The 13,912-nt window shown below is 53.6% G+C and carries 14 protein-coding genes and 1 tRNA gene; 4 read left to right on the forward strand and 11 right to left on the reverse strand.

Annotation, left to right across the window (positions count from 1 at the left end; genetic code table 11):
- Positions 1-1,082: 1,082 nt before the first annotated feature.
- The gene (locus tag CKK19_RS21110; RefSeq protein WP_225455218.1) at positions 1,083-1,499 is read right to left on the reverse strand and encodes a recombinase family protein; all 417 of its coding nucleotides are present in this window, start codon (positions 1,497-1,499) and stop codon (positions 1,083-1,085) included.
- 240 nt (positions 1,500-1,739) lie between these two features.
- On the opposite strand from CKK19_RS21110, the gene CKK19_RS21115 reads away from it, so the two are divergent.
- Positions 1,740-2,546 (forward strand): DUF4225 domain-containing protein, encoded by an 807-nt coding sequence (locus CKK19_RS21115; protein WP_063854321.1) that lies wholly within the window; start codon positions 1,740-1,742, stop codon positions 2,544-2,546.
- On the opposite strand, the gene CKK19_RS21120 is transcribed toward CKK19_RS21115, so the two are convergent.
- From CKK19_RS21120 to actS, 3 genes are all read right to left on the reverse strand, one after another.
- A complete protein-coding gene (locus CKK19_RS21120) occupies positions 2,543-2,857 on the reverse strand; it encodes a hypothetical protein (RefSeq protein WP_015673660.1) in 315 nt (104 codons plus the stop codon). The genes CKK19_RS21115 and CKK19_RS21120 overlap by 4 nt on opposite strands.
- Before the next feature lie 596 nt (positions 2,858-3,453).
- Positions 3,454-3,527, reverse strand: a tRNA-Gly gene (locus tag CKK19_RS21125).
- An 80-nt stretch (positions 3,528-3,607) separates the two neighbouring features.
- Complete coding sequence (gene actS / locus CKK19_RS21130) at positions 3,608-4,348, reverse strand: amidase activator ActS (RefSeq protein ID WP_063854322.1); 741 nt, start codon at positions 4,346-4,348, stop codon at positions 3,608-3,610.
- Between the two features lie 163 nt (positions 4,349-4,511).
- Here actS and idi point away from each other — a divergent pair, with 163 nt between their 5' ends.
- A complete protein-coding gene (idi, locus tag CKK19_RS21135) occupies positions 4,512-5,054 on the forward strand; it encodes an isopentenyl-diphosphate Delta-isomerase (RefSeq protein WP_032676492.1) in 543 nt (180 codons plus the stop codon).
- 48 nt (positions 5,055-5,102) lie between these two features.
- Here idi and lysS read toward each other — a convergent pair whose 3' ends face one another.
- The 5 genes from lysS to xerD all read right to left on the reverse strand — a co-directional run bounded on the left by lysS (position 5,103) and on the right by xerD (position 11,196).
- Positions 5,103-6,620: a lysine--tRNA ligase gene (lysS, locus tag CKK19_RS21140; protein WP_022649302.1), complete on the reverse strand. Its 1,518-nt coding sequence runs from the start codon at positions 6,618-6,620 to the stop codon at positions 5,103-5,105.
- 9 nt (positions 6,621-6,629) lie between these two features.
- A protein-coding gene (gene prfB, locus CKK19_RS21145) for a peptide chain release factor 2 (RefSeq protein WP_096147815.1) occupies positions 6,630-7,728 on the reverse strand; the annotation gives its coding sequence in 2 pieces (ribosomal slippage) (positions 6,630-7,652 and positions 7,654-7,728; 1,098 coding nt in all).
- 90 nt (positions 7,729-7,818) lie between these two features.
- Entirely contained in the window at positions 7,819-9,552 is a 1,734-nt protein-coding gene (gene recJ / locus CKK19_RS21150; RefSeq protein ID WP_045308807.1) for a single-stranded-DNA-specific exonuclease RecJ, read from the reverse strand.
- A 5-nt stretch (positions 9,553-9,557) separates the two neighbouring features.
- Complete coding sequence (gene dsbC / locus CKK19_RS21155) at positions 9,558-10,271, reverse strand: bifunctional protein-disulfide isomerase/oxidoreductase DsbC (protein ID WP_022649304.1); 714 nt, start codon at positions 10,269-10,271, stop codon at positions 9,558-9,560.
- Between the two features lie 28 nt (positions 10,272-10,299).
- Complete coding sequence (gene xerD, locus CKK19_RS21160; RefSeq protein WP_003863442.1) at positions 10,300-11,196, reverse strand: site-specific tyrosine recombinase XerD; 897 nt, start codon at positions 11,194-11,196, stop codon at positions 10,300-10,302.
- A 101-nt stretch (positions 11,197-11,297) separates the two neighbouring features.
- On the opposite strand from xerD, the gene fldB reads away from it, so the two are divergent.
- Entirely contained in the window at positions 11,298-11,819 is a 522-nt protein-coding gene (gene fldB / locus CKK19_RS21165; protein ID WP_015571793.1) for a flavodoxin FldB, read from the forward strand.
- Position 11,820: 1 nt separating this feature from the next.
- Here the strand turns inward: fldB and CKK19_RS21170 are convergent, their stop codons facing one another.
- Together CKK19_RS21170 and sdhE are read right to left on the reverse strand one after the other, a co-directional pair.
- Complete coding sequence (locus tag CKK19_RS21170) at positions 11,821-12,231, reverse strand: protein YgfX (protein ID WP_022649305.1); 411 nt, start codon at positions 12,229-12,231, stop codon at positions 11,821-11,823.
- Entirely contained in the window at positions 12,212-12,478 is a 267-nt protein-coding gene (gene sdhE, locus CKK19_RS21175) for an FAD assembly factor SdhE (RefSeq protein WP_003863437.1), read from the reverse strand. The genes CKK19_RS21170 and sdhE overlap by 20 nt, the downstream gene beginning before the upstream one ends.
- 294 nt (positions 12,479-12,772) lie before the next feature.
- On the opposite strand from sdhE, the gene ygfZ reads away from it, so the two are divergent.
- Positions 12,773-13,753: a tRNA-modifying protein YgfZ gene (ygfZ, locus tag CKK19_RS21180; RefSeq protein ID WP_063854323.1), complete on the forward strand. Its 981-nt coding sequence runs from the start codon at positions 12,773-12,775 to the stop codon at positions 13,751-13,753.
- Positions 13,754-13,912 lie beyond the last annotated feature (159 nt).

Consider the following 13,912-nt stretch of genomic DNA (forward strand, 5'->3'; position numbering starts at 1 on the left):
TAATCGTGGGGGCAGGTCATGGCCTCTCCAGGCGTTCCTCCATATTTTTCAATATTGCTTTTTATCTTCTGCAATTCGGGCTGCGTAAACCCTGAACGTAACAAAGCCTCATCAGTCACTTTCATATCGTCTCGTCCCTTATCTCCCAAAAGTGTTTTTCCAATCGCTGATTATGCAAGCAATCATAATGATGAACTTTACAGCAATCCAGCCGAAACTTTTCGGCAGATTCCATCTCCACTTTCTTATTATTTGGGTGATGCAAGGACATTACGACAATGGTTGGTTTCGCTTTGCGAAAGTCAGAAGTACTTTGTATTGATTAACACTTAGTATTGATTCATGTACAAACTTTGCTAAAACCTCCCTACCCTCTGACAGAGGAAAGCCACTTACCTTCCTTCAGTGGTTTATGTCGGAATTTTTGACATGGTTTGATATGTCCGCGTCATGCTTCAATGGCACAATCAACGGCAACACCTGAGGCGGTCCAGACACCTGATCCGCTCCGAGTATTGATTATCCCCCCCCGCTTTCATCTGAAAGTATCGACCATTCTCCGCGCTGGCTGAAGATTGGCAATCCTATACTGGTTTTCTGTAAAAATTAGGTGGATGATCTTTGCCACTGGCTATCCTGCGAACAAAATAGATTAAATGCACCTCAAATAGCCTATAATCCGTAGTTAATCATGCTGAAGTGGTCACTGAACGTACAAATCACAAGTCTGTACCTATGAGCGTTATGGTGTGGTGCATGCAGCAAAGCCAGTAATGGCGCGGCCTAGGCAGAACTACCATCTGTGGCGCAGCTAAACACAATCACCGATCCGCCCTTCTATACAGATAAATAATTTTCGTACAAAAACAACGAAAAACCCTCCATTTCTGGGCCTGTGAGAGCCTATCAGCGGGACGCTGTGATATGGGTCTGTCAGTTTACAATTGTGAGGGGGATGACGAGTTGTAGAGCTTCTGGTGGAGCATACGGAGCTATTGGTGGTGGTGCTCGCGCTGGTGTGGATTTCAGGCAATAAAAAACCCCGCCGGAGCGAGGTCAAAGTGGGGATGTTTTAGAATTGTTCAGGCTTCGGCCTTAATGTTCATGACTGTTCTGGTGCTGACGTTGTGGCTTTCTGCGATTGCACGAATGGTTTTACCTGCTGCGAGTTCTGCTTTAATGGCTTCACGATCAATAGAGCGACCTTTGCCCCGTCCGGTGATCCTGCCTGCGGCTTTTGCTGCTTCGTAACATTCACGCTGGCGCTCCAGCATCGTTTCACGTTCCATCTGTGCGACTGCTGCCAGTACGGTCAGCATCATATTACCTGCTGGAGAGTTCTTCCCGGTCTTAAAATCCTCTTTGTGGAACTGAACAACTACACCCCGTTCTGTTAACCGCTCAACCATTGCCAGCAAGTCAGCAGTGTTACGGCAAAGGCACAGGAAGACAGCGTTTCGCCTGTTGTAATAAAGCGAGGCAAATTGCAACGCAAGCAAAGTAGTGTAACGCAGTGATAACACCAGGATATTTCATGCAGATCCAGTGAAATTATTAGGCGGCTAATCGATCCACTCAGCGGATCTATGATAGAGCCGGGGATATTTTAAGCAGGAGGATGTAAACTGGGAGTATAAAGAGACGGGACACCTACGGGGGCGGGTTGTGAAAGTATTTCCTGTTGTCTTCGACCTTATTGCACGTAAAATGACCAGACACATTTTGGAAAGGAGTCTTTAATGGATATTGCGTTGCTTAACAGGGGCTGGAACAGAACATGGTCAGATACCATGGTGAATCTGGAGGCCCGGAAACTAGTCGAAACAGCAAACCGGCTGTCAGCATTCTATTTGCAAGATGGTCTTACACGTATCAAGTTTGTCGAAGAGATAAAACAGGTTGTAGATAAAGAATTTGAAACTGCACGACGGGCCAAAACCGATGAAGAATGCATTGCATGCATCAAAAATCTGCGTGCTGAAACAGATAATCTACAAGAACAAGAACGCCTGTTAAGAACCAGAGCCGCACAGCTTTACGCGAAGGTCGAATTTGTCAGGGAAAACAATAAAATCGTCGGATACGTGATTTCGGCAATCCATATAGTGGTATCTGGAGCAGCATTATTTGGTGGGATGGTTATGATGTCCACTATGACCCCTGTTGGAGTTCTTGCAGGAGCAGTTTTATTTGTTGATGGTATTAACGGTATAACAAAAGAAGCAAGCCATCTTCGCTATGGTGAACAATCCAAATCGGAAGGAATTTTTGCTGATGGCGCAATGGAGACCGCGCAATTTATGGGGTTTAGCCCAAAAAGTGGATTAGCTCTTTATAATACGGTGACTCTAGGGGCGAGTGTCTATAGTATCTTCGGCTTAGCAAGGAAACCCGGAGCTTGGCGATTATTCCGTTGGCTGCCGCGTGATTACTACCGAAAAGTTGACACAATGAGCAAGCCTAAGCTAACGATGAAAATCGCTGGATATGGTGTCAAAGCGAAAGTCATTTTTGATCTTCTGGCTACTGATAACAGTACTAATTAAGATTTGTTCGCTCTACAGAATCGCCAAGATTTATAAGCAAGTACAGGCGGTTGTATAAAAATTGCAACCGCTGCGCCACAAGAAAGGCCAATAGCACCAGAGAAAACACTCTGCTCAGATGCGAACATCACAAGAAAAATGAATACAGCAAGGCAACCGGATACAACCCACACGGCAAGAATAAATCGCCTAGCCAGGTCCCTGATTGCATTCCCCAACGTTCCACCATAGCTTTCAACGTTGTTCTTTATCTTCTTCAAATCCGATGGTGTAAAGCCAGAACTCAACAAAGCCTCATCAGTAACATCCATATTGTCCTCTCCGCATTTCTTAACTGGCAATGGCACACATAATCATAGTGATGAACTTTACAGTAATCCACATGATGTTTGTGCAATGTATCAGCTTTCAGACAATAGAAGCCATAAAGCCCCGTTAGTGGTAGAAGCAACAAGCGGAGCATAGCGACTGCAACAGGCCAACCTAGTTGGTTTCGCTTTGCGAAAGTCACCAGTGACCAAATCAGATTGTCAGGGGGATCACACCTTATCAGGGTGCTCGTGTACCTTTCGGAGCGTGAGCAAAGCGCTGGCAGAGCCGGATCTGTAGCTACCGGGGCATTACCACTATTCACCTGTTTACGTGGCTCATAGGGCCACACATCGGGCTTAAATGCGTGTGTTCAATCTGTTCGGGAGTTATGCCAGGTATGCGGCTTTTTGTTCGTTGTTGTACTATCGCGGTAAGAACCTGGAACCACCGCCAGCGTGAGGATATGTTCCCTTGTACCACAGACCTATCACGCGACAGGTACGGGTATAGAACAGTGGGTAGTTTTAGTTGTACCTGCTAAAGCAGAGCAACGTAACTAACTGATGAAATATAACTTCTTGATTTATGAGGAGACTGGAGCGGGCGAAGGGAATCGAACCCTCGTATAGAGCTTGGGAAGCTCTCGTTCTACCATTGAACTACGCCCGCTTTGAGGTGCGTAAGGCATTATAGACCTTACGCCTCTTCATACAAGCCTTTACCCCACTAAGTGGCGATTAAATAATCACTTAGCACTTCGGTTTACTGCCCTGCGCCGGAAGATAACGCTGCGGATCGATGGCCGTGGCCTTATAGCGGATCTGGAAATGCAGCTTCACCGTATCCGTCCCGGTACTGCCCATGGTCGCAATCTTCTGTCCCGCCTTCACGTTCTGACCATTATTCACCAGCATCGTGTCGTTATGCGCATATGCCGTAATGTAGTCCTCACCATGCTTAATCATGATCAGGTTACCGTATCCACGAAGCTGGTTACCGACATAGACCACCTTTCCGGCCCCTGAAGCGTAAACCGGCGTGCCGCGTGCGGCAGCGATATCAATACCTTTATTGCCCCCTTCCGTGAGCGAGTACGGCGCAACCACTTTTCCGCTTGCAGGCCAGATCCAGCAGCGCTGACCGACCGGCGGCCAGGATGATTTAGGCACCTGATAGGATGGCGTCACTTTGGCTGTTTTACGCGTTGAGGACTTATTCCCTGAGGAGGAACCGCCGTTAACCTTGAGCTTTTGCCCTATCTCAATGGTATACGGTGGAGAGATATTATTCAGGCGCGCCAGCTCCTTCACGCTGGTCCCCGTGGCACGTGAGATGCGGTAGAGCGTGTCCCCGCGCTTAACGGTATAGACGGCACCGGAATAACTGCCCATATCCGAAGATTTACTCCCCGAGCATCCTGCTACAAGTAGCGTCAGCGTCAGGCAGAAAACGGCAATGATCGGGTTTCTCGTCAGGCTTCCTGCAAACAAAACAGCTCCTCGGTCAGCGTGAATGGCGCACTATGATAGCAGCCCAAACTGATGCGGGTCATGCCCTTTTCCGCTCTGTGGGCCAAACCGTTCGCATAAGAATGCAGTATAATAATTCCGCTGATGGTGCTGAACCATTAAGCATTATGGCACTGGAGCATCAATGAGTATTCAAGAACACGTTATTTTGGTAAATGACCAGGGAAAGGTGATTGGCACTCAGGAGAAGTACGCCGCGCACACGTCACACACCCCGCTTCACCTGGCCTTCTCTTCATGGCTGTTTAACGCTAACGGAGAATGTCTGATTACCCGGCGCGCCTTAAGTAAAAAAGCCTGGCCCGGCGTGTGGACCAACTCCGTTTGCGGACATCCACAGGCCGACGAAGCGACAGAGCAGGCGATTATCCGCCGCTGCCGCTTTGAAGTCGGCGCCGAAATCATAGACATCACTCCCGTTGCCCCGGAGTTCCGCTACCGTGAAGCCGACCCTTCAGGGATCGTTGAAAACGAAATCTGCCCGGTCTATGCCGCCCGCGTAACGAATACCCTCGCAATCAATAGCGACGAAGTGATGGAGTATCAGTGGGTGGAGCTGGACGCGCTCTTCCGCGCGCTGGACGCCACACCGTGGGCATTTAGTCCGTGGATGGTGCAGGAAGCGAACACTGCGCGCGAAAAACTCAGCGCTTTTGCGGCGCAATAAAAAAGCCCCGGCGATAAACGCACGGGGCTTTTTTTACGTCTTAACGGCTTATTTCACCGGACGCATCGCCGGGAACAGGATCACGTCGCGGATGGTGTGGCTGTTGGTGAACAGCATCACCATACGGTCGATACCAATACCCAGGCCAGCCGTCGGCGGCAGGCCGTGCTCCAGCGCGGTTACGTAGTCTTCGTCGAAGAACATCGCTTCGTCGTCGCCTGCCGCTTTCGCGTTAACCTGATCCTGGAAACGCTGCGCCTGATCTTCTGCATCGTTCAGCTCGCTAAAGCCGTTACCGATTTCGCGGCCACCGATGAAGAATTCGAAGCGGTCAGTGATTTCCGGGTTCTCGTCATTACGACGCGCCAGCGGAGACACTTCCGCCGGGTATTCGGTGATGAAGGTCGGCTGAATCAGGTGCGCTTCGGCCACTTCTTCGAAGATCTCGGTCACGATACGGCCCAGACCCCAGCTCTTCTCAACCTTAATACCGATGCTTTCAGCGATCGCTTTCGCAGAGTCGAAGTTATCCAGATCCGCCATATTGGTTTCCGGACGGTATTTCTTGATCGCTTCGCGCATGGTCAGTTTTTCGAACGGCTTGCCGAAGTCGAACACTTCTTCACCGTAAGGGACCTGCGTGGTGCCCAGAATATCCTGCGCCAGGGTACGGAACAGGGATTCGGTCAGCTCGATCAGATCTTTGTAATCCGCATACGCCATATAAAGTTCCATCATGGTGAACTCTGGGTTATGACGTACGGAGATGCCTTCGTTACGGAAGTTACGGTTGATCTCAAACACGCGGTCGAAACCACCGACCACCAGACGCTTCAGGTACAGTTCCGGCGCGATACGCAGGTACATGTCCAGGTCCAGGGCGTTGTGATGGGTGATGAACGGACGGGCAGAGGCACCGCCTGGGATCACCTGCATCATCGGGGTTTCTACTTCCATAAAGTCGCGGTTAACCATGAACTGGCGAATACCGGCCATGATCTGGGAGCGAATTTTGAAGGTCTTACGGGATTCATCATTAGAGATGAGATCCAGGTAGCGCTGACGATAGCGCGCTTCCTGATCCTGCAAACCGTGGAACTTGTCCGGCAGCGGGCGCAGGGCTTTGGTCAGCAGACGCAGCTCGGTGCAGTGGATAGACAGTTCACCGGTCTTGGTTTTGAACAGTTTACCTTTAGCGCCCAGGATGTCGCCCAGGTCCCACTTCTTGAACTGCTCGTTATAGATGCCTTCCGGCAGGTCGTCACGAGAGACATACAGCTGAATGCGGCCGCCAACGTCCTGTAAGGTCACGAAGGAGGCTTTACCCATGATACGACGGGTCATCATGCGGCCCGCCACGGACACTTCAACGTTCAGCGCTTCAAGCTCTTCGTTCTCTTTACCGTCGAAGTCTGCGTGCAGTTGGTCTGAGGTGTGGTCACGACGAAAATCGTTCGGGAACGGCACGCCCTGCTCGCGCAGCGCTGCCAGCTTCTCGCGGCGGGTTTTCAGTTCGTTGTTAAGATCGACTACCGCGTCAGCGCCCTGTGATTGTTGTTCAGACATGTTGGTTCCTCATAACCCTGCTTTCAAACTTGCTTCGATAAATTGATCCAGGCTGCCGTCCAGCACCGCCTGCGTGTTACGGGTTTCAACCCCGGTACGCAGGTCTTTGATGCGGGAGTCATCAAGGACGTAAGAACGGATCTGGCTGCCCCAGCCGATGTCGGACTTGTTGTCTTCCATCGCCTGCTTCTCAGCATTTTTCTTCTGCATCTCCAGCTCATAAAGCTTCGCTTTCATCTGCTTCATGGCCTGGTCTTTGTTCTTATGCTGGGAACGGTCGTTCTGGCACTGTGTTACCAGCCCGGTTGGAATGTGGGTAATACGCACCGCAGATTCCGTACGGTTAACGTGCTGACCGCCCGCGCCGGATGCGCGGTAAACGTCGATACGCAGGTCCGCCGGGTTGATGTCGATATCGATATCCTCATCCACTTCCGGGTAGACAAACGCGGAGCTGAAGGAGGTGTGGCGACGGCCACCGGAATCGAACGGGCTCTTACGCACCAGGCGGTGAACGCCGGTTTCAGTACGCAGCCAGCCGTAGGCGTAATCGCCAATAATCTTAATGGTGACGGACTTGATACCCGCCACTTCACCTTCGGACTCTTCGATAATCTCGGTTTTGAAACCGCGCGCTTCTGCCCAGCGCAGATACATACGCATCAGCATGCTGGCCCAGTCCTGCGCTTCGGTACCGCCAGAGCCTGCCTGAATATCGAGATAGCAGTCAGCGCTATCGTATTCGCCGGAGAACATGCGACGGAATTCCAGCTGCGCCAGCTTCTCTTCCAGCACGTCGAGCTCTGCCACGGCTTCGTTAAAGGTTTCTTCGTCGTCGGCTTCGACAGCCAGCTCCAGCAGCCCAGAAACATCTTCCAGACCCTGCGCCATTTGATCCAGCGTATCTACGATGGCTTCGAGGGAGGAACGTTCTTTACCCAGCGCCTGCGCGCGTTCAGGTTCGTTCCAGACGTCCGGCTGTTCCAGCTCGGCGTTTACTTCTTCGAGACGCTCTTTCTTGGCATCGTAGTCAAAGATACCCCCTAAGAACGTCAGAGCGCTCCGTGAGGTCCTGAATGCGGTTTTTTACCGGATTAATTTCAAACATGGTCTGTTTTCTTTTATGAGCTTGTCAAAATGCGGTGATAAGAGCGGGATTGTACCGAATCCACGCCCTTTTTTATAGAGATTACTGACGCTAAATTGGCCAGATATTGTCGATGATGATCTGAAGGGTGCGGTTACCGCGGAACTCGTTAATATCCAGCTTATAGGCCAGCTCAACCTCGCGCACGCCGTTGTCCGGCCAGATGGAGGTATCAACGTTAAAGGCGATGCCGTCGAGCAGCGGCCCGCCGCCGACCGGTTCCACCATCACTTTGAGATGGCGTTCGCCCACGATGCGCTGTTGCAGCAAACGAAAACGTCCGTCGAAAAGCGGCTCCGGGAACATCTGCCCCCACGGGCCAGCATCGCGCAGCATCTGCGCCACCTCCATGGTCATTTCAGCCGGAGAAAGCTCGCCGTCAGAAACCACTTCACCCTGCAACAGAGACGGATCGATCCACTCGGTGACCAGTTCGCCAAACAGACGCTGGAACTCGTCGAACTTCGCCTCTTCCAGCGACAGGCCTGCCGCCATCGCGTGGCCGCCGAACTTAATCATCAGGTTCGGATGAAGCGTGTCGAGACGCTCCAGCGCATCGCGCATATGCAGCCCCTGAATGGAACGACCGGAGCCTTTCAGCGTGCCGTCCCCGGCGGGGGCGAACGCGATCACCGGGCGGTGGAAACGCTCTTTAATACGCGATGCCAGAATGCCCACCACGCCCTGGTGCCATTCGGGGTGATACATCGCCAGCCCGCCCGGCAGGGTGTCACCGCTGCGCTCCAGCTTTTCGCACAGGGTCAGCGCTTCGGCCTGCATCCCCTGCTCAATCTCTTTACGGGTCTGGTTGAGTGCGTCCAGCTCACTGGCCAGCACGCGCGCTTCGCCGATGTTGTCGCACAGGAGCAGCGCAACGCCAACCGACATATCGTCCAGCCGCCCCGCCGCATTCAGGCGCGGGCCGAGGGCAAAACCCAAATCGCTTGCCGCAAGCTTCAGCGGATCGCGGTTGGCAATTTCCAGCAGCGCCTTGATCCCCGGACGGCATTTGCCCGCCCGAATGCGGCTCAAGCCCTGCCAGGTGAGAATACGGTTATTGGTATCGAGCGGCACCACGTCCGCCACGGTTCCCAGCGCCACCAGATCGAGATACTCCGCAAGATTCGGCACGGCAATCCCGCGCGATTCGAACCAGCCCTTATCACGCAGCAACGTGCGTAACGCCAGCATCAGATAAAACGCCACCCCTACTCCGGCCAGCGATTTCGACGGGAAATCGCAGTCGCGCAGGTTCGGGTTAATGATGGCTTCGGCGTCTGGCAGGGTTTCTCCTGGCAGGTGGTGATCGGTGACCAGTACCGGGATCCCCAGCGCATGGGCATGATCGACCCCCGCATGAGAAGAGATCCCGTTATCCACGGTCATGATCATCTGTGCACCACGGGCATGGGCCTGATCGACCACTTCCGGGCTGAGGCCGTAGCCGTCTTCAAACCGGTTCGGCACCAGGTAAGCCACGTTATCGCAGCCCAGCGCACGCAGGCTGAGTACGCTCAGCGCGGTACTGGTTGCGCCGTCGGCATCGAAATCGCCCACCACGACAATCCGCGTCCCGTCACGGAACGCGTCGTAGAGCATTTCAGTCGCTTTTTCGATGCCACTCAGCGCTTGCCAGGGCAGCATGCCTTTAACGCTGCGCTCAAGATCGCTTGCCGTACGCACGCCACGGCTGGCGTACAACCGCTTTAACAGCAGCGGAAGCGTATCTGGTAAATCCGCGGTTTCAACCGCATCGCGGCGGCGCAGTTTTATCGGGGCTTTCACGCGAATTATTTACCACCCGTCTGTTTCTGGTGTTCGTCGAGGAACGCTTTCATCTCTTTTGGACCCTGGTAGCCCGGCACCACATAGCCGTTGCTCAGCACAATGGCTGGCGTACCGCTCACGCCAAACTGTACGCCAAGCGCGTAGTGGTTAGCGATGTCGATATCGCAGGAGGCGGGCTTCACGCCTTTGCCGTTCATCGCGTCATCAAAGGCCTTGTTGCGGTCTTTCGCACACCAGATCGCTTTCATATCCTGCTCAGGCTGACTCTGCACGCCAGCGCGTGGGAAGGCCAGGTAACGCACGGTAATGCCCAGCGCGTTGTAGTCTTTCATCTCTTCATGCAGCTTGTGGCAGTAGCCGCAGGTGATGTCGGTGAAGACGGTAATGACGTGCTTTTCCTGCGCCGCTTTGTAGACAATCATCTCTTTTTCGAGCGCATTCAGGTTTTTCATCAGTAGCTGGTTGGTGACGTTCACCGGCTGCGCACCGCTCACGTCGTACATTGGCCCCTGAATGATGTGCTTTCCGTCTTCGGTCACGTACAGCACGCCGCTGTTGGTCAGCACCGTTTTCATGCCAGCCACCGGCGCTGGCTGGATCTCGCTGCTGGCGACGCCGAGTTTCGTCAGAGACTGTTTAATGGCGGCATCATCCGCATGGGCAAAACCGGAAACCGAAGCTGCCAGCAGGGTGAACAGCGCTAAAGACTTTTTCATATATGATCCTGTAACAATTCGTCGGCACTCACGCGCGAGGGTGGTGCTGTTGGTGTAGCTGCCGCAGGCGTTCCGTCGCGACATGGGTGTATATTTGCGTCGTTGAAAGATCGCTGTGTCCAAGCAACATCTGCACCACGCGTAAATCCGCGCCGTGGTTTAACAGATGCGTCGCGAAGGCGTGACGCAAAACGTGCGGCGACAGCTTCTCACTGTCAATACCCGCCAGTGTGGCGTAATGTTTAATGCGATGCCAGAACGTTTGTCGCGTCATCTGCTGCGCGCGCTGGCTCGGGAATAATACATCTATGGAGACGCCGTTCAGCAGCCACGGACGCCCGTGTTCCAGATACGTCTCCAGCCAGTAGACCGCCTCTTCACCCAGCGGCACCAGCCGTTCTTTGTTCCCTTTACCGATAACGCGCACCACGCCCTGACGCAGGCTGATATCGCTCATCGTCAGGCCCACCAGTTCAGAAACGCGCAAGCCCGTGGCATACAATAGTTCAAGCATGGCTTTATCGCGTAACTCCAGCGGAAGGTCAACTGCGGGCGACTGTAATAATCTCTCAACTTGCGCTTCGCTGAGATCTTTTGGCAGCCGCTGAGGTAGTTTAGGCGATGCCAGCAGTGCGCTGGGATCATCCGCGCGGATTTTCTCGCGGTAAAGGTGCTGGAACAGGCGGCGCATGGCGCTCAGCAGACGTGCGGAGCTGGTGGCTTTGTACCCCCCTTCCATCCGCTCAGCCAGTAACCCTTGCAGGTCATCGCTTTGTGCGCTTTCAAGCGTCAGACCCCGGTGCGCCAGCCACTCGACCAGCAGAGTGAGATCCCGACGATAGGCGCTAAGCGTATTTTCAGCGAGGTTTTTCTCCAGCCACAGCGCGTCGAGAAACTGTTCGATGAGTGCGAGATCCTTTTCCACATCAACCCCTATGGTTCTGCAATCTGGCCATTATGCCTGATTGCCATCGGTTTCTGGTACACTACGCGCAAAGTCATAGCAAGAATTGAGATAGTTACGCGATGAATATTGGTCTGTTCTATGGTTCCAGCACCTGCTACACCGAAATGGCGGCGGAGAAAATTCGCGACATTATTGGCCCGGAACTGGTGACGTTGCATAACCTGAAAGATGACGCGGTTGCCTTGATGGAGCAGTACGATGTGCTGATTCTGGGTATCCCTACCTGGGACTTTGGTGAGATTCAGGAAGACTGGGAAGCGATCTGGGATCAGCTTGATTCAGTCAATTTTGAAGGCAAAATCATTGCGATGTACGGCATGGGCGACCAGTTGGGCTACGGGGAGTGGTTCCTTGACGCACTCGGCATGCTGCACGACAAACTGGCGCCAAAGGGCGCGACCTTTATCGGCTACTGGCCTACGGAAGGCTATGAGTTCACCAGTCAAAAACCGATAATTGCCGACGGCCAGCTGTTTGTCGGGCTCGCGCTGGATGAAACCAACCAGTACGATCTTAGCGACGAGCGCCTCCAGAGCTGGTGCGAGCAGATTCTGGGTGAGATGGCCGAGCAGTTCAGCTGATTTACTCCTGCGTCGGCTGTTGCACGATCAACCGGCGCAGATCTCGCCACTCCGCAGGATCCATACTGTCTGCTGCCAGCCACAGGTGCTGGCGACGATTGTCCTCGACCCGACGCAGCCGTAGCATCATCCCGGTGTTGAGCATCCACGGCGTCCCTATCATTTCCCACTCTTTTCCCTGCCAGCGCAGGCGAGAATCCATCAGCAGCTTAATTTCACCCTGACGGGCGTTGATTCGACGCTGGCTGCGCACGCTGTCAAACACTACAAACGACAGCAAAAGCAGCCACAGAGGGGTATAGCTTAGCGGCCACGGCACCAATAACACCATTGCCGCGACCAGACCGTGGAGCAGTAAGGACATCCACTGTGAGCGCCACGAGACGCGAAGATCAGATTGCCACAGGACCACGTTCCTGATTCCGTGTTTGAATTAATTGCACCATCCGTTGCAACTCGGTGTCGGCGGGCTTGCCGTGATTCATCAGCCAGTTGAATAAATCCGGATCGTCGGACTCAAGCAGACGGACAAACAGGCGCTTATCGTCATCGCTTAAGCTGTCGTACTCATACTCGAAGAAAGGCATGATGGAGATATCAAGTTCACGCATGCCGCGACGGCACGCCCAGTGAATACGGGCCTTGTTGTTAATATCCATGTTCTGTTTCCTGCATTACGTTTGGCACAGTCGGTATCCCGTTCGGTATTCATTATTGCTCTTCGGGAACACCTGCTAGTGTAACGTGTTTTTGACCGTTTCTTTACTGGAATATTGCGAACCTCGAGCAGGCTTCCTGAATAATCCTTATAAAGACAGCGGATTACACTATTTTGCGTAGCGCCACGCATAACCGCGTAATGGCACGAATGGCCTGCTGAAAGCGCTTGCATTGAATACAGTCTCTTTTACCATTAGGTATTATCAAAGCGTTAAGCAATTCAGGACATCACTATGGCATTTACACCATTTTCTCCTCGCCAGCCCGCCGCCTCTGCGCGTCTGCCGCTGACGCTGATTACTCTTGATGACTGGGCACTGGCGACACTGACCGGTGCGGACAGCGAAAAATACCTGCAAGGCCAGGTCACGGCGGACGTGGCGCAGTTGACTGAGCACCAGCATCTGCTGGCCGCGCATTGCGATCCAAAAGGCAAAATGTGGAGCAACCTGCGTCTGTTCCGCCGTCAGGACGGATTCGCCTTCATTGAGCGTCGCAGCCTGCGTGACGCCCAGCTTAAAGAGCTGAAAAAATACGCGGTCTTTTCTAAAGTCACCATCGCCCCGGACGATGAACACGTTCTGCTGGGGGTAGCGGGTTTCCAGGCGCGTGCAGCACTGAAAAACCTGTTTGCCGAGCTGCCGGATGCTGAAAAACAGCTGGTCAGCGAGGGAGCGACCTCCATTCTGTGGTTCGAACACCCGGCGGAGCGCTTCCTGCTGGTAACCGACGAAGCAACGGCGGAACGCGTCACTGACGCCCTGCGCGGTGAAGCACAGCTCAACAACAGCCAGCAGTGGCTGGCGCTGAACATCGAAGCGGGCCTGCCGGTTATTGACGCGGCAAACAGCGCGCAGTTTATCCCGCAGGCGACAAACATCCAGGCGCTGGGTGGTATCAGCTTTAAGAAGGGCTGCTACACCGGACAGGAAATGGTGGCGCGTGCGAAATTCCGCGGCGCGAACAAACGCGCCCTGTGGACGCTGGCTGGTCACGCCAGCCGTGTGCCGGAAGCGGGTGAAGATCTCGAGATGAAGATGGGCGAAAACTGGCGCCGTACCGGCACCGTGTTAGCCGCCGTCCAGCTCGATGATGGCCGCGTGCTGGTGCAGGTTGTCATGAATAATGATATGGAGCCCGACAGCGTGTTCCGCGTGCGGGACGATGCAAACACGCTCAGCATTGAGCCGCTGCCGTATTCACTGGAAGATTGATGCTGTATCGCCCGGTGTTGATATTCTCCCTCTCCCTGTGGGCTGAGGGTTCCCCACAAATTAATGCGAGCACTGAGCAATCCCCTCGCCCCTCCGGGGAGAGGGTTAGGGTGAGGGGAACATACGGCGGTGGTGGTCATTCCGTTCACTTTATGTTCC

It is taken from the genome of Enterobacter sp. CCUG 70166, from assembly GCF_020224095.1.
GTDB classification, from domain to species: Bacteria; Pseudomonadota; Gammaproteobacteria; order Enterobacterales; family Enterobacteriaceae; genus Enterobacter; species Enterobacter intestinihominis.